Annotated in this window: 16 protein-coding genes; 10 read left to right on the top strand and 6 right to left on the bottom strand. The window is 50.0% G+C overall.

All coding sequences use genetic code 11. The features are described from left to right. The first annotated feature begins 100 nt into the window (after positions 1–100). Positions 101–1,690, top strand: a complete 1,590-nt coding sequence (locus ACOTX3_RS21130; protein ID WP_045294869.1) for an STY4199 family HEPN domain-containing protein — start codon at positions 101–103, stop codon at positions 1,688–1,690. A gap of 58 nt (positions 1,691–1,748) precedes the next feature. Here the strand turns inward: ACOTX3_RS21130 and ACOTX3_RS21125 are convergent, their stop codons facing one another. The 3 genes from ACOTX3_RS21125 to ACOTX3_RS21115 form a co-directional block, all read right to left on the bottom strand. Further along, positions 1,749–3,398 carry an alpha,alpha-trehalase gene (locus ACOTX3_RS21125; protein ID WP_127869141.1) on the bottom strand — a complete coding sequence of 550 codons (1,650 nt, stop codon included), beginning with the start codon at positions 3,396–3,398 and terminating at the stop codon, positions 1,749–1,751. 183 nt (positions 3,399–3,581) lie between these two features. After that, positions 3,582–4,934 (bottom strand): glutathione-disulfide reductase, encoded by a 1,353-nt coding sequence (gene gorA, locus ACOTX3_RS21120; protein ID WP_058679111.1) that lies wholly within the window; start codon positions 4,932–4,934, stop codon positions 3,582–3,584. Positions 4,935–5,005: 71 nt separating this feature from the next. Beyond that, complete coding sequence (locus ACOTX3_RS21115) at positions 5,006–5,848, bottom strand: 23S rRNA (adenine(2030)-N(6))-methyltransferase RlmJ (protein ID WP_048972538.1); 843 nt, start codon at positions 5,846–5,848, stop codon at positions 5,006–5,008. Positions 5,849–6,061: 213 nt separating this feature from the next. On the opposite strand from ACOTX3_RS21115, the gene prlC reads away from it, so the two are divergent. Beyond that, the gene (prlC, locus tag ACOTX3_RS21110) at positions 6,062–8,104 is read left to right on the top strand and encodes an oligopeptidase A (protein WP_013099196.1); all 2,043 of its coding nucleotides are present in this window, start codon (positions 6,062–6,064) and stop codon (positions 8,102–8,104) included. Between the two features lie 7 nt (positions 8,105–8,111). Beyond that, on the top strand, positions 8,112–8,864 hold the full coding sequence (rsmJ, locus tag ACOTX3_RS21105) for a 16S rRNA (guanine(1516)-N(2))-methyltransferase RsmJ (RefSeq protein WP_058679110.1): 753 nt from the start codon (positions 8,112–8,114) through the stop codon (positions 8,862–8,864). A 91-nt stretch (positions 8,865–8,955) separates the two neighbouring features. Here rsmJ and uspA read toward each other — a convergent pair whose 3' ends face one another. Continuing rightward, the gene (gene uspA / locus ACOTX3_RS21100; protein WP_003861223.1) at positions 8,956–9,393 is read right to left on the bottom strand and encodes a universal stress protein UspA; all 438 of its coding nucleotides are present in this window, start codon (positions 9,391–9,393) and stop codon (positions 8,956–8,958) included. Between the two features lie 282 nt (positions 9,394–9,675). Here uspA and uspB point away from each other — a divergent pair, with 282 nt between their 5' ends. After that, on the top strand, positions 9,676–10,011 hold the full coding sequence (gene uspB / locus ACOTX3_RS21095; protein WP_003861224.1) for a universal stress protein UspB: 336 nt from the start codon (positions 9,676–9,678) through the stop codon (positions 10,009–10,011). Positions 10,012–10,065: 54 nt separating this feature from the next. Here the strand turns inward: uspB and pitA are convergent, their stop codons facing one another. Then, complete coding sequence (pitA, locus tag ACOTX3_RS21090) at positions 10,066–11,565, bottom strand: inorganic phosphate transporter PitA (protein ID WP_013099193.1); 1,500 nt, start codon at positions 11,563–11,565, stop codon at positions 10,066–10,068. 228 nt (positions 11,566–11,793) lie between these two features. Between pitA and ACOTX3_RS21085 the strand changes: the two genes are divergently transcribed. The 6 genes from ACOTX3_RS21085 (at position 11,794) to ACOTX3_RS21060 (ending at position 20,074) form a co-directional block, all read left to right on the top strand. After that, the gene (locus ACOTX3_RS21085) at positions 11,794–12,996 is read left to right on the top strand and encodes an NAD(P)/FAD-dependent oxidoreductase (RefSeq protein ID WP_044159598.1); all 1,203 of its coding nucleotides are present in this window, start codon (positions 11,794–11,796) and stop codon (positions 12,994–12,996) included. A 142-nt stretch (positions 12,997–13,138) separates the two neighbouring features. Next, positions 13,139–13,981: a TnsA endonuclease N-terminal domain-containing protein gene (locus ACOTX3_RS21080; RefSeq protein ID WP_000090707.1), complete on the top strand. Its 843-nt coding sequence runs from the start codon at positions 13,139–13,141 to the stop codon at positions 13,979–13,981. Beyond that, positions 13,968–16,091: a transposase gene (locus ACOTX3_RS21075; protein ID WP_115257237.1), complete on the top strand. Its 2,124-nt coding sequence runs from the start codon at positions 13,968–13,970 to the stop codon at positions 16,089–16,091. Before ACOTX3_RS21080 ends, ACOTX3_RS21075 begins: the two co-directional genes overlap by 14 nt. Further along, on the top strand, positions 16,091–17,539 hold the full coding sequence (locus ACOTX3_RS21070; protein WP_001049180.1) for an ATP-binding protein: 1,449 nt from the start codon (positions 16,091–16,093) through the stop codon (positions 17,537–17,539). The genes ACOTX3_RS21075 and ACOTX3_RS21070 overlap by 1 nt, the downstream gene beginning before the upstream one ends. A 40-nt stretch (positions 17,540–17,579) precedes the next feature. Further along, positions 17,580–19,136 carry a TnsD family Tn7-like transposition protein gene (locus ACOTX3_RS21065; protein WP_001396300.1) on the top strand — a complete coding sequence of 519 codons (1,557 nt, stop codon included), beginning with the start codon at positions 17,580–17,582 and terminating at the stop codon, positions 19,134–19,136. Between the two features lie 11 nt (positions 19,137–19,147). Then, positions 19,148–20,074, top strand: coding sequence for a hypothetical protein (locus ACOTX3_RS21060; RefSeq protein ID WP_127869140.1), 927 nt, complete (start codon positions 19,148–19,150; stop codon positions 20,072–20,074). Positions 20,075–20,104: 30 nt separating this feature from the next. Here the strand turns inward: ACOTX3_RS21060 and ACOTX3_RS21055 are convergent. Continuing rightward, positions 20,105–20,301 (bottom strand): hypothetical protein (locus ACOTX3_RS21055; protein WP_421634981.1); only part of this gene is annotated, 197 nt, incomplete at its 5' end.

The raw sequence follows: 20,301 nt of genomic DNA, 5'->3' as shown, positions 1-20,301 counted from the left end.
TTCAACAGAAAGTCAGGTATGGTTAAGCGCGTATAAATAAAAAGAAAAACGGCCGTTCCGGGCCCCTTTTGGATGTCTTCGTGGTCTTTTAAGGAAAACAATGACGCTCAGCACATCACACCATAACCGCGAACAGTTTGAACACTGTCTGGCGGTCATTCGTCAGGCCTCTGTGGAAATATTGCTTCTCCTGAATGTACATGTTTCTGAGGGAAAAGATCCACGCTGGTTTCTGGAGCAGCTGGATAGCGCCCGTTTAGGCCTGGGCGGATGGGGGGCCGTGGCGAAGAAGCTCAACCTGAACGATGCCGAGATGTCAGAATTTACCCTGCAACTGCGCCTGTTGCAGCAGCGCGTACCGCAGTATGAAAGCGGGCAGGATGTCAGTGAAAATCAGCTTATTGCGGCAATGCGGTTTGTCACCGCGCTGGAACATCTTCGTCTGCAACAGCCTCTTCTCACCTACAGTACCGAGCTGGCGCCGGGCAGCGATCTTGAACAGCAGCAGGCGCACAAGCAGGTGCGTGCAATTGAACTGATGATTAAAGGGCTTATCCAGCAGGCGTGGCCCGATCAGGTCCGTCTGAACAACCACCTGAAGACCCTGTTTAACGCTGACCGCGTGCGGCGCTGGCTGAAGCTTGGCGACATCAACGATGTGCTAAGCGGCATGATGTTCAGCGAGCTGGCCCAGATGCTGGTGGATAAAAAAGAGTACAGCCGCTACTACGCGTCGCTGTTCAGCGATCCGTCCATGCTGACGCTGCTGGTGGAGCCGCGCAAAACGCTGCAAACCTTCCTTGATGACATCCGCCAGATCCGCAACAACCTTACCGTTCAGAAAGCGTTAACCTCGGCGCAAATCCAGCTACTCGACAACTACTACACCCAAATCACCCGGCCCGTTCAGCGTGCGTTTGAAGAGGGGCGAACCCGCGTCAACCCGGCCGGGATAATGGCGGTGGATGCCAGCGAACTGCACGCTTTCTGGGAAAAAGCACAGAAAAGGGATCGGGTCACCGGCGGGGATCTATTTGAAGTACGTGACACCATCGAAAAACCGACCCAGCGCGCCCCGCGCACGCCAGAACAACGCGAGCAGCTCATCTCCGGCGTGTTATGGGGCGCAGTGGGCGTGATGGTCATTGCGATTGTTGTGGGAGGATTCTGGCTGGTGACCAGCAGCGCGCCAGCAGAGACCGCGGTGGCCGCCACCGAAACGCCTGCGCCGCAGGAGATGCGGGAAACGCCCTCCTCGCGGGAGACGCTGACGCGCATGGGCATCACCTGGGACGAGAATAATTTCCGCTCGGCCATCAACCGCAATGACACCCGCATCGCGCAGCTCTTTTTGCAGGGTGGAATGGACTGGAAGCTTTCATGGACGGAAGAAGCGATGTCATCCAACCATGACGACGTGCTGGAGCTGATGTTGCGCTACCGACAGCACATGGTGGAAGAGAAGCCGTGCCGCCGGTTTATCAATACGCTCACCCATGCCATGGCGAATGGCGAATCGCTGACATCCCTGCGTAAACAGTACCTGAAAGCGTTTTGTACCGTCCCGGCCGTGGTGAAACGCCAGCAGCACGAGTTGGATATGGCGACGCGCCGCGCCGAGTCACAGCCGAATGCCAGCACAAAAAAATGGCAGGCTATTCAGTCTGCCATTTATGAGGTGATCCGCTGATCGTAACGCCCTCTCCCTGTGGGAGAGGGCGGGGTGAGGGCACCAGACCGCACCCCACTCAAGGCTCTCCATACAACCCAATCAACCGCCGCACCACGCCATTCGTCCAGCCAAAGCCATCCTGCAATGGATACTCACCGCCGCCCCCTTCGCGTGGGGTACTGCTGGCGATGTGATACTTCTCAATCAGCTTATGGTGAGTCTTATAAAAATGATTCACCGTATGCAGCCAGCTCCAGGCGATCTCATCGCCCAGTGAGTCGTTGCCGTACTGCTTAAAGCCCTGAATGGCCATCCACTGCAGCGGTGCCCAGCCATTGGGTTTATCCCACTGCTCGCCGGTTTCGTACTCGGTCGCCAGGATACCGCCCGGGGTGAGCAGACGTGATTTAACCGCATCAGACAAGCGTTCTGCCTGCTCATGGGTCGCCATTCCGACATACAGCGGCACAATGCTCGCCGCAGAGAACAGCGCCATATTTTCCCGACGCCAGTCGTAATCGCGGTAGCAGCCATTCTCTTCATCCCACAGGTAGCGGTTCACCGCTGCCCGGCGATCGCTGGCTTTCTGGCGGAACAGGTCAGCCGTCTCCTTATCTCCTTTCGACGCCGAGATATTGGCGATAGCGCTTTCCAGCTTGAACAGGAAGGCGTTCAGGTCGATAGGGATAAACTGCGTGGTGCGAATGCTGGCCAGTCGGCCCGGTTCGCGCAGCCAGCGGGAGGAGTAATCCCAGCCGGAGGCCGCCCCTGCACGCAGATCGCGATACACCTCATTGGGTGGTCGACCGGAATGGCGGGCCGTCTCCACGTCCTCAATCCACGATTCGTCGCGCGGAGTGTCACGGTCATCCCAGTAGCGGTTCAGCAATGAGCCATCCGGCATACGCACCGCGCTGCGATAGGCCTGATTCAGCAGCAGCGACTCCGCGCCGTCCATCCAGAAGGCGTGCTCCATTTTGAGGTGCTCAAGGTAGCGCTTCGCACCGCGCACCCCGTCCTCTTCAAACAGCTCCACCATCAGGGCAAAGACCGGCGGCTGGGAGCGGCTGAGGTAGTAGGTTCGGTTGCCGTTCGGGATATGGCCGTAACGCTCGATCAGCCACGCGAAGTTATCCGCCATGCACTTCAGCAGATCGTTACGGCCGCTCTCGGCCAGCCCCAGCATCGAGAAGTAGGAATCCCAGTAGTAGGTCTCACTGAATCGTCCGCCGGGGACGATATAGGCCTGCGGCAGGGCCAGCAGGGAAGACCAGGGGATATGATCCTGCGGCTCGCGCGTCAGCACGGGCCACAGGCTGTCGATATGCTCTTTAAGCGACAGCCCCGGGTCGGACACATACTCCGTGCTATAGGTCTCGGGCAGCCAGAAGTGATTCTCCACGAACTGGCGCAGGTCGAAATCCCGGTGGCGTCGCACCTTACGATAGCGGATCAAAATATCCAGCGGATCCATCTTCGGCGCGCAGTCAGGAAAGGTTTTGCTATCCGCAAACAGCCTTGTTGACTGCACATGTTCGAACAGCTCAAGGTAACGGTCAGCGGGGGTCAGGGCATCGGAGGCGGGTAGCCCCTCGATCATTTCTGCCTCCGGCTCCGCCTCAATCATCTCATCCAGTTTCAACTCGCAGGGATCGGTCTCGTAGCGCAGCTCTTCTGCAATCTCGAACGCGATGTTCTCGTTAGCCTGTAGTTTCTGGTTGAACATAATGATAAGGACCTCCGGTTAGGTGTTCTTGAAGACAGGTTTATCCGGGCGTCTTATAAGCGTAGACATTCGCTTCGGTAGATGGGGAGGAATATGTGCGGTAGATCACTCTTTTCGGAGCATTCGTTTTGCAACGATTTGTGAATGTAAAAAAGAATGCCCCTCAGTGGAGGGGCATCAGGACTAGCGCATGGTCACAAACTCTTCGGCCGCGGTCGGGTGGATCGCCACGGTATTATCGAAGTCTTTCTTCGTCGCGCCCATCTTCAGCGCCACCGCAAAGCCCTGCAGGATCTCGTCCATGCCAAAGCCAATGCCGTGGATACCGACAATCTTCTCTTCCGGACCCACGCAGACCAGCTTCATGCGGCACGGCTGACGGTGCGAGGTGACGGCGGTATACATTGCGGTAAACGCAGATTTATACACTTTCACCTGATCGTCACCATACTGCTCGCGCGCCTGCGGCTCGGTTAAACCGACGGTGCCGATAGGCGGGTGGCTGAAGACCACGGTCGGGATGTTGCTGTAATCCAGGTGCTCATCCGGCTTGTTGTTGAACAGACGCTCGGAAAGGCGACGCCCCGCCGCAACGGCCACCGGGGTCAGTTCAACGGCACCGGTGTTATCGCCCACCGCGTAAATGCCTGGCACGCTGGTGTTCTGGAATTTATCGACGACGATATAGCCTTTTTCATCGGTTTTCACGCCGGTTACGGCCAGGTTGAAGTTGTCATTCGCCGGTTCACGGCCAATCGCCCAGATCATGCAGTCGACGGTCTGGCTGCGACCATCTTCCAGTTCCAGGGTCAGGCTGCCGTCTGCATTTTTAATCACCGCTTTTGGCACGGCGTTGGTATGCAGGGTTGGACCTTCGGTGTTCATCACTTCTACTAAGGTGTCGACGATCAGCGGATCAAAGCTGCGCAGCGGCGCATGTTTACGCACGAACAGGTGCGCTTCAGCGCCCAGACCGTTAATCACACCGGCCAGCTCGACCGCGATATAACCCGCGCCCACCACCGCAACGCGCTCTGGCAGGGCTGGCAGTTCGAAGAAACCGTCGGAGTCGATGCCGTATTCGGCACCCGGGATGTTCGGGTGGCTCGGACGGCCGCCGGTAGCGATCAGGATATGATCGGCAGTGATCGTCTCCCCGTTCACTTCGATCGTTTTCGCGTCCACAAAGCGGGCGAAGCCGTGGATCACATCTACGTTGTTCTTACCCAGCACGTTATCGTACGAGGTGTGAATGCGGTCGATGTAGGCGGTACGGCTGGCGATCAGCTTCTCCCAGTCGAAGTGGTTGATCGTGGTGTCAAAGCCGTAATCCGGGCCATACATATGGATGGCTTCACGGATTTGCGCCGCATGCCACATCACCTTTTTCGGTACACAACCCACGTTGACGCAGGTGCCGCCCAGCGCTTTGGCTTCAATCAGCGCACACTTCTGGCCATACATGGCCGCACGGTTGATGGAGGCGATGCCGCCGCTACCGCCGCCGATTGCGATGTAGTCATAATGCTTAGTCATAGCTTTTATCCTTAATCGTGAATTGCCGCGATTGTATACCTGAAATCAATAGTTTCCACCGATGGCTGCGATTACTCTGGCACGATCCAGCTGACGGTGGCGTGACCTGTCCCGGCAGGTACCAGCGTTTTATGCAGCCACGGCAGAACGTTGTTCATCTGCGCTTCGAGCTTCCATGGCGGGTTAATGACAATCATGCCGGAGGCGGTCATGCCGCGCTGGTCGCTGTCCGGACGGACGGCCAGCTCAATCTGCAGGATTTTGCGGATACCGGTCGCTTCCAGATCTTTGATCATGCGCTTGATTTGCGCGCGCAGAACCACCGGGTACCACAGGGCGTAGGTGCCGGTCGCAAAACGTTTGTAACCTTCGTTAATGCCGGTGACCACCGCCTGATAGTCGGTTTTGATTTCGTATGGCGGGTCTATCAGCACCAGGCCGCGACGGGAGACCGGCGGCAGTTTGGCTTTCAGCTGCAGGTAGCCATCGGCTTTGTCCACGCGGGCGCGGCTGTCTTTCTGAAACTCAGAACGCAGCAGCGGGAAATCGCTTGGGTGCAGCTCGGTCAACTGCAGGCTGTCCTGCCCACGCAGCAGCTGACGGGCAATCAATGGCGAGCCCGGGTAGTAGCGCAACTGGCCGTTGCGGTTGAAATGATTCACCACACCAATGTACGGTTCCAGTTCGGCAGGCAGATCGTCCTGCTGCCAGATACGGGCGATCCCTTCCAGATATTCACCGGTACGCTCGGCGTGTTCGCCGCTCAGCTGATAGCGGCCCGCGCCCGCGTGGGTGTCCAGATAGAGAAACGGCTTCTCTTTCTCTTTGAGTGATTCGATGATCAGGCTCTGAACGGTGTGTTTGAGGACGTCGGCGTGGTTGCCTGCGTGAAAGCTGTGGCGATAACTGAGCATGGATGAATGTGTTCCGGGTAGTCAACGTAGGCCCGATAAGCGTAGCGCCATCGGGCAAAAATAGAGCGTATCGCCACAGTATACAGAAAAGTTTCCACGGCCGCGAAAGCGCAACGCCCGGCATTGAAATCCTCTACACTTAACCCCATTACTGAACCATATGCACAGCGCCGGATGCGCGCTTCATTCATCAAATTCAACAGGACAGCGTTTATGACCAATCCATTACTGACGCCTTTTTCGTTGCCACCGTTTTCTAAAATCCTCCCTGAGCATGTGGTTCCAGCCGTTACGCAAGCGCTGGACAACTGCCGCGCGGCGGTAGAAAGCGTGGTCGCGCAGGGCGGGCCGTACACCTGGGAAAATCTGTGTCAGCCGCTGGCCGAAGTGGATGACGTGCTGGGGCGTATCTTCTCCCCGGTAAGCCACCTTAACTCGGTAAAAAACAGCCCGGAGCTGCGTGAAGCCTACGAACAAACCCTGCCGCTGCTCTCCGAGTACAGCACCTGGGTCGGCCAGCACGAAGGGCTCTACAAGGCCTATCGCGATCTGCGCGACGGCGACCACTATGCTGAACTGAACACCGCGCAGAAAAAATCCGTCGATAACGCCCTGCGTGATTTCGAGCTTTCCGGGATTGGCCTGCCAAAAGAGAAGCAGGTTCGCTACGGCGAAATCGCGGCGCGCCTGTCTGAGCTGGGTAACCAGTACAGCAACAACGTGCTCGACGCCACCATGGGCTGGACGAAGCTGATTACCGACGAAGCAGAGCTGGCGGGTATGCCGGAAAGCGCACTGGCGGCGGCAAAAGCCCAGGCCGAAGCGAAAGAGCAGGAAGGCTTCCTGTTAACGCTGGATATCCCAAGCTATCTGCCGGTGATGACCTACTGCGACAACCAGGCATTGCGTGAAGAGATGTACCGCGCCTACAGCACCCGCGCCTCCGATCAGGGGCCGAATGCCGGTAAGTGGGATAACAGCCCGGTGATGGCGGAAATCCTCGCCCTGCGTCACGAGCTGGCACAGCTGCTGGGCTTTGACAGCTACGCGGACAAATCCCTCGCCACCAAAATGGCCGAGAACCCGCAGCAGGTGCTCGATTTCCTGACCGATCTGGCGAAACGCGCCCGTCCTCAGGGTGAAAAAGAGCTGGCCCAGCTGCGCGCCTTCGCCAAAGCGGAGTTCGGCGTGGATGAGCTGCAGCCGTGGGACATCGCGTATTACAGCGAAAAACAGAAGCAGCACCTCTACAGCATCAGCGACGAGCAGCTGCGCCCGTACTTCCCGGAAAACAAAGCCGTTAACGGCCTGTTCGAAGTGGTGAAACGCATCTACGGCATCACCGCCAAAGAGCGTACTGATATCGACGTCTGGCACCCGGACGTGCGCTTCTTCGAGCTGTATGACGAGAAAAACGAACTGCGCGGCAGCTTCTACCTCGATCTCTACGCGCGTGAGAACAAGCGTGGCGGGGCGTGGATGGATGACTGCGTCGGCCAGATGCGTAAAGCCGACGGTTCCCTGCAAAAGCCTGTCGCTTACCTGACCTGTAATTTCAACCGCCCGGTCAACGGCAAGCCTGCTCTGTTCACCCACGACGAAGTGATCACCCTGTTCCATGAGTTCGGTCACGGTCTGCACCATATGCTGACCCGCATTGAAACCGCAGGCGTGGCCGGTATTAGCGGTGTGCCGTGGGATGCGGTCGAGCTGCCGAGTCAGTTTATGGAAAACTGGTGCTGGGAGCCGGACGCGCTGGCGTTTATCTCCGGCCACTACGAGACCGGTGAACCACTGCCGAAAGAACTGCTGGATAAAATGCTGGCAGCCAAGAACTACCAGGCGGCAATGTTTATTCTGCGCCAGCTGGAGTTCGGCCTGTTCGACTTCCGCCTGCACGCCGAGTTTAGCCCGGAGCAGGGGGCAAAAATCCTCGAAACCCTGGCCGAGATTAAAAAGCAGGTCGCGGTTATTCCAGGGCCAACCTGGGGCCGCTTCCCGCACGCGTTCAGCCACATCTTCGCGGGCGGCTATGCGGCAGGTTATTACAGCTACCTGTGGGCCGATGTCCTGGCGGCGGATGCTTTCTCTCGCTTTGAAGAAGAGGGGATTTTCAACCGTGAAACCGGTCAGTCGTTCCTCGATAACATCCTGACCCGCGGCGGCTCAGAAGAGCCGATGGAGCTGTTCAAACGCTTCCGTGGCCGCGAGCCGCAGCTGGATGCGATGCTTGAGCATTACGGGATCAAAGGCTGATTGCTACGTGAAGATCTGCTTAGTGGATGAAACAGGCACCGGAGACGGCGCCTTATCTGTTCTGGCCGCCCGCTGGGGGCTGGAGCACGATGAAGAAAACCTGATGGCGCTGGTGATGACGCCAGAGCATCTCGAATTACGTAAGCGCGACGAACCGAAACTCGGCGGGATTTTTGTCGATTTTGTCGGGGGCGCGATGGCGCACCGGCGCAAGTTTGGCGGCGGCCGCGGTGAGGCTGTTGCAAAAGCCGTCGGCATCAAAGGGAGCTATCTTCCGGATGTGGTGGATGCCACGGCGGGGCTGGGGCGCGATGCGTTTGTGCTGGCGTCTGTCGGCTGCCGCGTGCGGATGCTGGAGCGCAACCCGGTGGTGGCCGCGTTGCTGGATGACGGCCTGACCCGTGGTTACGCGGACCCGGAAATCGGCCCGTGGTTGCAGGAACGTTTACAGCTGATCCACGCCTCCAGCCTGACGGCGTTGACCGATATCACCCCGCGCCCGCAGGTGGTCTATCTCGATCCGATGTTCCCGCATAAGCAGAAAAGCGCGCTGGTGAAAAAAGAGATGCGGGTGTTTCAGTCGCTGGTGGGGCCAGATCTGGATGCGGACGGCCTGCTTGAGCCTGCCCGTCAGCTTGCAACGAAGCGGGTGGTGGTGAAACGCCCGGACTACGCGCCGCCGCTGGCGGACGTTGCGACGACCAACGCGGTGACCACCAAAGGGCACCGGTTTGATATTTATTCGGGTACGCCGGAATAAAAAAGCCGGGTGGCGGCTTCGCCTTACCCGGCCTACGTTCAGTGCCATTTGTAGGCCCGGTAAGCGTTAGCGCCACCGGGCTTTTTTGCACTTACTCGTCTTCTTCGTCACGCAGCGGAACAATCAGCATATCCACGTGAACGGTGTTGATCAGCTGACGCGCTGAGGACATCAGCTTGCTCCAGAAGTCCTGGTGATGACCGCAAACCACCAGGTCCATATCGTATTTCTTAATCGCATCGACCAGCACCTGGCCCAGATCGCCGCTACCGCTTAAGGTTTCAGTGATCGGATAACCTGCGTTGGTGGACAGCTCGCTCAGGGCGTGGTGTGTCTCTTCGGAGATGCGTTTTTGCATATCGCCGAGATTCACGTCGATCAGACCGGTATAAAGGTCGGAGTAATTCACATCAACGTGAATCAGCGAAACTTTCGCGTTGTAAGGGCGTGCCATGGATACTGCTTTATCAACCAGCACTTTGCTCTCCGGGGAGAGGTCTACCGCGATGAGAATGTGTTTGTAAGCCATAGTGTTACTCCTTCCTTAAGTTATCGATGACTAAACAGAAAGCCGTCGTCTGATGCTTTCATTACGGCCCAGTTAAACATATTTTTCAAGCTTTGGTGTTGATAACGATTAACCTTGTGGCAAAAAAATTAACGGATCTCCTACACTATTTAATGAACCGTTCGGATATTAAAACGCGAACCGGATCGACTTTTGGTCATTCTTTCACTGAACTGTCTGTCAGGGCATTGGGGTGCGGTAGCTCAGAAGCCTTGCTTCGTGGGCGGACGCCGGGGAGGATGTATGATTAGCACCGTCGCATTGTTTTGGGCGTTATGCGTAGTTTGCATAGTGAATATGGCGCGCTACTTCTCATCGTTACGTGCGCTGTTAGTGGTACTTCGTGGTTGCGATCCGTTGCTTTATCAGTATGTGGACGGTGGAGGGTTCTTCACCTCGCATGGACAGCCCAGCAAACAGATGCGCCTGGTCGGGTATATCTACTACCAGCGCTACCGGGATCATCACGATGAAGAGTTTATCCGCCGCTGCGAGCGCCTGCGTCGCCAGTTCATTTTGACCAGCGCCCTGTGTGGCCTGGTCGTCGTCAGTATGATTGCCTTAATGATTTGGCACTGAGCATAAAAAAAGCGGGTCAGTTTTCTGACCCGCTTTTTTGTCGCCTTCAGCCAATTAAATCAGCTTCAGCGCAATCCAGTACAACCCACCCGAGAGCAGGATAGACGCCGGAAGCGTAAACACCCAGGCCATCAGAATGTTGGTCACGGTTTTGCGTTGCAGACCGCCGCCATCAACAATCATGGTACCTGCCACGGACGAAGAGAGTACGTGGGTGGTGGAGACCGGCATACCGGTGTAGCTTGCCAGACCGATAGAGACCGCCGCCGTCATCTGCGCGGACATGCCCTGCGCATAGGTCATGCCTTTCTTACCGATCTTCTCGCCGATGGTGGTTGCCACACGACGCCAGCCAATCATCGTACCGATACCCAGTGCCAGCGCGACAGCCATGATGATCCAGATTGGCGCGTACTCAATGGTGTTGAGCATATCGCTTTTCAGTTTCTTCAGCAGGCGCTTGTCGTCAGCATTCACGTCTGGCAGCTTCGCGACTTTGTCGGTCACGTCAGAGATGCAGAGCATAATGCGACGCAGCTGACCACGTTGCTCAACGGCCAGTTTGTCGTAGCTTTCGATATCGCCCAGCATGCCTTTTGCACGTTCCAGCGCGTTAATCGCGTTTGCCGGGTGGCAGTGGAACTCGCCCGGGGCGGTGGTCGCACCCGCTTCAGGAGACGGGATCAGCTGGTCAACGCCGGTCGCTTTTTTCAGCAGTTCAGGGTGCTGCTGGAAATAGGTTTCAACGTTATTGACCGCATCACGGGTACGGGTGATTTCATAACCGGAGGCATTCATGTTAACCACGAAGCCCGCCGGTGCAACGCCAATCAGAACCAGCATCACCAGACCGATGCCTTTCTGCCCGTCGTTCGCGCCGTGAGAGAAGGCCACGCCGATGGCGGAAATGATCAGGGCGATACGCGTCCAGAATGGTGGCTTTTTCTTGCCGTCTTTCTTCTCACGCTCTGCTGGCGTCAGGTGGATACGCGCACGTTTTTTCGTGTTGCTCCAGTAGCGACGCAGGATGAAAATCAATCCACCCGCAACCACCAGACCGACGATAGGGGAGATGATCAGAGAACCGAAAATACCCAGTACTTTAGGCAGGTTAAGCGCATCAACAACCGAGGTGCCGGTCATCAGGGCGTTGGTTAACCCGATACCGATAATGGCACCGATGAGGGTGTGAGAACTGGATGCAGGCAGGCCGAAATACCAGGTACCGAGGTTCCAGATAATTGCAGCAAGCAGCATTGAGAACACCATAGCGAGGCCATGGCCAGAACTTACGTTAAGCAGCAGATCCGTTGGCAGCATATGCACAATGGCATACGCAACGCTCAGTCCGCCCAGAAGGACACCAAAAAAGTTAAATACCGCCGCCATAACGACCGCCAGTTGCGATCGCATTGCGCGAGTGTAGATAACCGTTGCTACTGCGTTTGCAGTGTCGTGGAAGCCGTTGATCGCTTCGTAAAACAGTACAAAAACCAGAGCAAGCAATAATAAAAGCCCGGTATGTAAATCCAGGCCGGCAAACAAATGTAGCATAGGACGTTACGCCATTTTGAGGACATGAACGCGGCGCATTATCCAGGACAAATGCGCGGCGGGCAAAGTGAAATATAGACTTTTTTTGACATACCACCTGATTTGGGAAAAGTGTCTGAAAGGATATTCTTTAAATTTCAATGAAATGGCTTTGTAATATCTTTTTACGCTGGTGTGACCACAGAGGAAACTTTACAATCCGCGGCAGTGAACAAAGAGGGTTTTGACGTGGAAAGGTTTGATGCCGTGGTAATTGGCGCCGGTGCGGCGGGTATGTTTTGTGCGGCGATGGCCGGACAGGCAGGTCGTCGCGTGCTGCTGCTGGATAACGGTAAAAAGCCTGGGCGCAAGATCCTGATGTCTGGCGGCGGGCGCTGCAACTTTACGAACCTGTATGTCGAACCTGCGGCCTATCTGAGCCAGAACCGCCATTTTTGTAAATCTGCGCTGGCGCGTTATACCCAGTGGGATTTTATCGATCTTGTGGGTAAGCACGGTATCGCGTGGCATGAGAAGACGTTGGGGCAGCTGTTCTGTGACGACTCCGCGCAGCAGATTGTCGATATGCTGGTGGCCGAGTGCGAGAAGGGCGGCGTGGTAATGCGCCTGCGTACGGAGGTGCTGGACGTATCCCGCGACGAGCAGGGCTATACGCTGCAGCTCAACGGCGAAAGCGTCAGCGCCGATAACCTGGTCATTGCCAGCGGCGGTCTGTCGATGCCGGGACTGGGCGCCTCGCCGTTCGGCTACAAAATTGCCGAGCAGTTTGGCCTGAAGGTGCTGCCAACGCGTGCGGGACTGGTTCCTTTTACTCTGCACAAACCGCTTCTGGAACAGCTTCAGACGTTGTCTGGCGTTTCTGTTCCTTCCGTTATTACCGCCGAAGACGGAACGGTGTTCCGCGAAAACCTCCTCTTTACCCACCGCGGCCTCTCCGGCCCGGCGGTGCTGCAAATCTCCAGCTACTGGCAGCCGGGCGAGTTCGTCACGGTTAACCTGCTGCCGGAGTGCGATCTGGATGCGTTCCTCAATGAACAGCGTGCGGCGCACCCGAATCAGAGCCTGAAAAATACCCTCGCGATGCAGTTGCCGAAGCGTCTGGTGGAGTGTTTGCAGGGGTTAGGGCAGATCCCGGATGTTTCCCTTAAGCAGCTTAACAGCCGCGAGCAGGAGACGCTGGTAGAGACCCTGACAAACTGGCGCGTGCAGCCCAACGGCACCGAAGGCTACCGCACGGCGGAGGTCACGCTGGGCGGTGTCGACACGAATGAGCTCTCCTCGCGCACGATGGAAGCGCGCAACGTGCCGGGCCTCTACTTCATCGGTGAAGTGATGGATGTGACCGGCTGGCTCGGCGGGTATAACTTCCAGTGGGCGTGGGCCAGTGCCTGGGCGTGTGCGCAGGCGCTGGCCGATGTCCGAGGACAATAAAGTTGTACACAAAGCACTAAAGTTGTAACCATTCTCAAAAAACGACGCTAATGTTGTATACTTACTGAATGTGTGGTTATAGGGTTGGAGACTATAAAATGCACATATAGGTACGTATCAATGTCGTTTTTAGGGTACGATCATGGCTAGGGGTAGGCGTCTCAAATCCTATTTGGATTATGAAAATGCGCTAGGTGACGGCATAGGAGTGGGCTATGGCCAAAGTTATCAGCCCTGGCTTAGAGCTCAGGACGTTAAATCCCGTGGAAACCGTTCGATAGTCTTTGGCCTTAAGACGTTTCGAAACCATCATCTCCTTTCTTCTGTCGAAAGTAACTTTTTCTATCTGGCTGAGTTTAATGACTCGGTGATTGATATCCGGGAACAATTCCCACTCTTTCCTCTCCGGCTTACCCAACAAATAGCAAATCATCTACATTTTCAACATCCTATGGTGAGGGGAGTAAGAGGAGTACCTGTCGAAGTTCTGAATGTTATGACAACCGATTTTTTACTGACCTTGAGAACTCCTGAAGGCGGACTTCGATACAAAGCTATAGCAGTAAAACATAACGAGAGCATACCTGAACGCGAAGCCCAAAAACTTGAAATAGAGAGGATGTTTTGGCAGTTGATTGATGTTGAGTTTCAAATTTATGTTGGCTCGGAACTCAATAACGTCGTCGGTAAAAACATTTGCTGGGCTACTTCTGTATTAAGAGATGGTTCTGAATTTTATGATAAATATCCTCTTGATAAAATCCTATGGAAGCTTAAACCAGATGTTTATCCCATAGTAGGACTACGTGCAATGATTTCATCAATCTTTGGGGTAGATGCACAAGAAGCGATGATGTTATTGCAGGCAATGATTGGATTAAAAATGATAAATGTTGATTTATCATATCCAATACTCGAAACCGGTCTGATAAAGATAATTTCCAATGACCACTATATAGGACTGAACGCAAATGGATATTATTAGGAATTCAGTCTGGCTCTCTCAAGGCACTGATTTGCTTGCAGAGGGACTTTACCGTGTTTTGGATTTTGACAGAAAGGTCGATTTGTTAATTTTGTTTAAAATAAAATCAGAAAAAACGGGTAAGCCAATCCCTTTCTCATTTTCAATGTTTAAATATTATATTGAATCAAATAGCATAACTTGTAAAGATTATATATATCCTTCATATATGTTAGTAGATGAGAAAGAATTAACAGATAAAGACAGAGGAAGGCGAGATGAAAATTACAATATCATTAAAGATCTTGTAGATGACAGAATGTTTCTGTTCGACTATGCATTACATAAAAAGTCGCACCTTTTAATGGATTACTCAAGAAATAAAAAAATATCACAATATACTATCAGAACGCTTCTGGCGTTGTATTGGCGACATGGGCAGGATATTTATGCATTGCTACCCGCATTCTCGAACTGTGGCGCCGCTGGGAAAAGTAGAATCAAACATGAAATTAAACTTGGGAATTCCAAAAAAAACAGAGCATTACCTAATGAACGATCACGTGTTTTCATTCTTAATGAAAGAGATATAAATAATATTAGAAAATCTCTCATTACGTATCATTATAAAGTTAACGGAGATACGATAAAGAAAACATTAGAGAGACATATTGATTTGTATTTTAGGGATGAAATTAAAACAGCAAACCTAGAAAATAGAGCTCCATATGTTCCTTCTTTAAAACAATTTTCATACTGGAATAAAAAACTCTTCACTAAAGATTTCTCGATAAATAAGAAGAACACGAAAAAAGAAATAGACCTCAAAATGCGGGCGCTTTTAGGTAGTGTGGCTAATACAACTGTTTTGCCGGGTGATGTTTTCGAAATAGACTCAACTGTCGCTGATGTACATCTTATTTCGAGTTTAAACAGACGAAAAGTCATTGGGCGTCCTACTATTTATACAGTGGTGGATCGTGCAACAAGAATGATTGTTGGCCTTCATGTTTCTTTATACCATGCTTCATGGCGAGCCGCCCGACAAGCGTTAGCAAATTGCTTTATGCCAAAAAAAGAATATTGTAGATTATTTGGAATCTCTATTACTGATGATGATTGGCCTTGTTCTCACATTCCATTAACATTGATGTGTGACAACGGGGAGATGATTGGTCTTAAACCTCAGGAAGAGATGACCCCCCTGACAAAACTTGAGTTTGCGCCAGTCGGTAGAGGCGACAGAAAAAGCATTGTTGAACGCTGTTTCGGCATTCTGAATGATGAGGTTATTCATAGGCTTATTGGAACAACACGAAGGGGAAAGATTGTTAAAGGAGAGCCAACACCGCAATCCAGGGCTTGTTTAACGATTCAGGAGGTCACGTCTTTACTGATTCGGGAGATACTTGCACATAATCAGAGAACGTATGAGGAACTGGCTTATATCAATCCCTTACTGATTGAAAATGATCTCGTAATATCACCAAAAAATAGTTGGATGATAAGCTTAAAGCACGGGAGATTCAGCGCAAGAGCCGTTGGGGCCGACGAAGTGATCGCACGATTGTTAATCCCTGTGAACGCTAACATTACCGCCGGTGGGATTCAGTACAATAATCTTTTTTATGAATGTGATCCTGAAATTGCATCAGGTGTCAGAGTATTTGGAAGAACCACTTGTGAAGCAAGAATAGATGACAATTGCGTAGATTATATATATGTAAGATTTGACAAAAATAGCATTTTCAAAAAACATTACCTACTTAAGAAAAGAGATGTATTTAAAGGGAAAGCTCATCTTGATACAGATGTAATGGCTGATTGGGTAGATACTCAAAAAGAAATTAATTTATTTACTCTGGATTCGCTCAGCAATATCAATAATAAAGATGAATTTAACAGGAAAGGTAACGAAAGATTAAATGAAATATACGAATCTCGCCGGGTACATGGTAAAGATATTAAAAAGAACAGGAAAAATGAACTTGATTCATTAGGGCGAACTCATGTTGCTAATGGAAGATCTGAACCCCTACTTCCTTCATCCAGTAATGTTCTGCTTTTGCCTGGCCGGGAGGAGAAACAAAGATGGTTAAAAGGTAAGAAGAAGACTGAGGACGCAGAATAATGAATCTTATACGGCGCGTTTCAGCGATATATAAAGAACAGGAGTTACCTGAGTATCGTGGCAATCCCTTAATTGAAGCACTTCCTGAAGCGCTTACGGAAGATGAAGTACTTCTGGAAATGAGTTATTTCCCCGAAATTGACGAAAAAATCCGCTGGACTGCCCCGGCGAATGTTAGAGAGCAGTATGTCGAACGTATAAAGAAATTCCGTTGCCCTCAAACCAATCTTATCCAGGCTTATAAGATGATCTTACGGGCACTTAGGGAAAGCTATGCAGCTCGTAATCCTTTAAAAAGCGGAACAATTCAATATCTTCATTACTATGGAAATGAGCGTCCTGATATTGAGCCAGAAAGTGGATATTTTAAATCCCAGGCTGAAACTATTACGATAGTTGGAATGAGTGGTTCTGGAAAAACTACCATGATTGAGCAAGTCATGGATCATTTCCCTCAGATTATAGAACACAGCAGCTATAAAGGAGTTTTTCCCGGCTTCAGTAAGCAAATTGTATGGGTAAAGATTAATTGTCCATACAATTCAAGTGTGAGAGACCTTTGTGAAGAGATTTTACAAAAATTAGATGATGCAATTGGTATTGAACGAACTACACCTGAGATTAGAAATGGTGCTCTGGCTCGCCAGATTGCACAAAGAATTAAATCATCATTTTTGGGTATCCTTGTTATTGATGAAATGCAGAGGCTTAAATTTTCAAGAACCGGGGGTGAGAGTAAGTTGATTGATTTTTTACATGAAATTGTAGATTCCATGGGGGTATCTATGGTTTTTTGTGGAAATCATCCTTTTGACGAGACGCTGACAAAGAAAATGAGAATTGCCAGGCGGGCAGAGTCTGGTGGTTACATGAAAATTAAGAATGTTAGATACGATTCACAAGACTGGCAATCGTTTATTCATTATTTATGGCCATTACAATGGACAAATGTTGAAACTCCATTAAATGATGAGTTAAACGAAAAATTATTCATTTTATCTAAAGGCAATATTGGATTGGCTCAGATGATTTATCGGGGGGCACAATTAAAGGTTATCGGTAGCGGCAATGAAATCATCACTGGCGCAGTCTTGTCGGCCTCTGTACCGGTACTCGTGAGTCATACGGAGGAATATAAGGATACTCCACTCCCGGGGGCCGCGACTGAAGATGAGGAAGCTAAATGGCTCTCTGCATCTAATGAGGGTGATGCTTCGGCTAAAATCATGGCAGAGAAGTCCCTAAAGTCTTTGATCCCTGGGGATATAGACAGGCCACAGCACAAGGAATTCGTAGGAAAAATAGACGAGGTTTTGCGCAATTTCGACGAGAAAATACTGTCTCTTGACCACGATCTTGTTATCAACAGAACAGCTGAAAAGAAAAATACCTACGATGCTCTTCAGCGTTGCGGGCTTATAAATATAGATCCACTTAATAAATTGTAATGAGGTAACAGTTCGTAACGGTCAAAGAGAGGTGTGGGAAATGAGAATGTTGCCTGTTTTGCCTGATGAATCCTTGTTCAGCCGGTTTTGTCGGACAACTACCGTGTACGGTATGTCCCCATCTTCTCTGTTAACGATCATTTTCAACAAACCTGATATGAACGTCCATCCAATTCTCAATTCAGGATTAAAGGCTATTTCTCTTCATACATCCGAAAGTGCAGATCAGCTCTGGCATGAACAGACTTTACTCCCTCTTTTTGCCTGGGCACTACCAATCAGTCGTAATGAAATTATGGATTTCAACACGACCCCTGCCAGGCTTAATCGATTGTGCCGCCTTAGTAATTTTTCACTAGGGCAGCGCACACTATTGAAGTTTTGCCCGGTTTGCGCTCGTGAAGATACTTTTCATTATGGTGTTACTTATTGGCATCTGGCGCATCAGCTTCATGGGGTTACAACCTGCCATCGGCATCCGGTAGCGCTTGAAAGCATCCATGTCCCTTCTTCACCGCACATACGTATTGGACTGATGCCTCCTGTTTCGTATACAGAACAACTTAGCAATGAGATAGACTTCGATTTTGCTAAGTTTTGTTATGAGTCCCTAAATATAATCAGAAGAAAAGATATTACACACCCCAATTACATGGATGTACTTAAAAAGTTGAATTTATTATCATTGGATGGAAATTTAAAGAAAAATGTATTCTACGCACATGTTTATGCTAAGTGCCAGTTATTTGGGGAGGGTTCATCGGGACTTATACCAACATCCCTAACTGATTATCATTACTGGGAGCCTATACTCAAAGACAAATGTTGTCAGCATCCCACAAAGCATCTTTTGCTTTGTTATTGTTTGTTAAATACTTGCTGGCCAACGTATGCAGGAAGTCGTACTAATAAAAAGAAAGAAATCTTTAAAAGTCATAAGAAATACAGTTTTCATATAGTTGAAAATAATACTAGTGTTAGCAACCTTGGGAAGGAATTTAGTCGCAGCAGATGTTACATTAAAACACTTATTTATAAAAAATACCTGAGGGCGTTTAAGCGAAACACAAAAATTAATATATTCACTGAATTGCTTATCAAGTCTATGGCTGTAAGGGGGTTTAGTCTGGCATCCATAGCTGAGAAAAACTCATTATCGGAAGGAGCTGTATCCTCTGTAATTTCATCTTGTTACGGTTTATGCTCATGGCGTAAAAAATGTAAAAAAGATTCTTTAAGACGGCGTCATAAGCAGACAATATTAAGATTTATACATAATCAATCCGTTTCTATAACACGAAAGTTAGTCAAAGAAAGTTGTTATGCAAGTTTCTATTGGCTAAATAAACATGAATGTGACTGGCTTAATTCCTGTCTTCCTAAAACAATACGATGCTATAAAAATAAAAGAGTAGACTGGAGCGAGAGAGATATTATCTCATCATCATTAATAAATGATGTTTTATCTCAGGGGCAGTACTCGATGTCACTTACAAGTCTAGATGCTTTACTGGGAGGGCATGGCTGGCTTTTGAAATACAGAGATAAACTACCAATGACAATGATACTTCTCAGAAAAATGGAACTAATTAAATAAGAGGGAGTTATATGGTTTACGAAAATGAATTGTGGCACAGTTTTCTTCTGCGTTCACAGATAATGTATAACTTATCCAATTGCAGGAACATAATATCAAAGCATGGCGCACTAAGGTACGATGCCTTTCCTCGTTTCGAACTGATTGATATGTACAAATTGCATAGCTTGCAGGATATATATGACATTCTTGCCACTAGAAATGGTTATATACTAACTTCCAATATAGTGTCGTTATCTTCTGGTGTTTACGGGTATTTTAACGCTGTTGAAGATGCCTGTCGGAAAAATTTTCACATAACTAATTCATATCCATTGGTAAACATCTCAAACATTCGTTACTGTCACAAATGTATTGTTGAAGATATACACTCTAAAGGCATTGGTTATCTGCGTCATAGATGGTTGTTTGAATCTAAATGTGCAGTTCATAGTACCAGTTTATATGAGGTTTGTTTTGATAACTATTTGAATGCAGTGAAAGGACTTAGTGACTTAATTATAAGTGGAATAAATCCTCATGGTTATTGTTCCCTTGTGGTTGACGTTTCAAACCCTTTCAAAAATCCAGTGTATATATTACCATGTGCACGTAATAAAATTTTAAAATGGATTTCGGACAATAAAAATATGCTGATTTACTTTCTCTTTGATCTCTTCAAATGTAAGTCGCATTCAAGTTTATCTAAGGTTATCGAAGTCAAGATAATGCATGATAGATATATTTCTGCGGTGTTCAAGATGTTAAGTGAAGTTAATTTTTGTAATTTCAACTCATTTATTTCTGATATGTTTGAGGACGTAAGTTATGCCTCTATCGGACTTGATGATTATTCTGTTAATGTGCATTTTCTCAGGCTAAGGGCTGCAGATTGTAAATTTTGCCAGTTGAATGGTAAATATTTTTGCTCACTTTACAATGTAAAACTTCTTCGTTAATTTCACTTCATTTATAAAATACTAAGAAAGCTAGTTAGATAAGGTTTTATATTTTGACTGGGGCAGGAATAAATTATCACTCATAGAGTTTCCCTGGGGGTTACCACCTGTGTATGATGCCTGACCTGCTCCCCGTTGATTAGTACACCCCGATGTTAGTAATGTCTTCATAAGCCACATGAGGACATCCCCATGAAGAAGCGTTTTTCCGACGAACAGATCATCAG

Origin of the sequence: Enterobacter cloacae complex sp. IR5384 (assembly GCF_049237265.1) — a bacterium.
In the GTDB taxonomy this organism is placed as follows: domain Bacteria; phylum Pseudomonadota; class Gammaproteobacteria; order Enterobacterales; family Enterobacteriaceae; genus Enterobacter; species Enterobacter cloacae.
The sequence above is the reverse complement of the archived record's forward strand: the minus strand, read 5'-3'. Positions and strand labels throughout refer to the sequence as shown.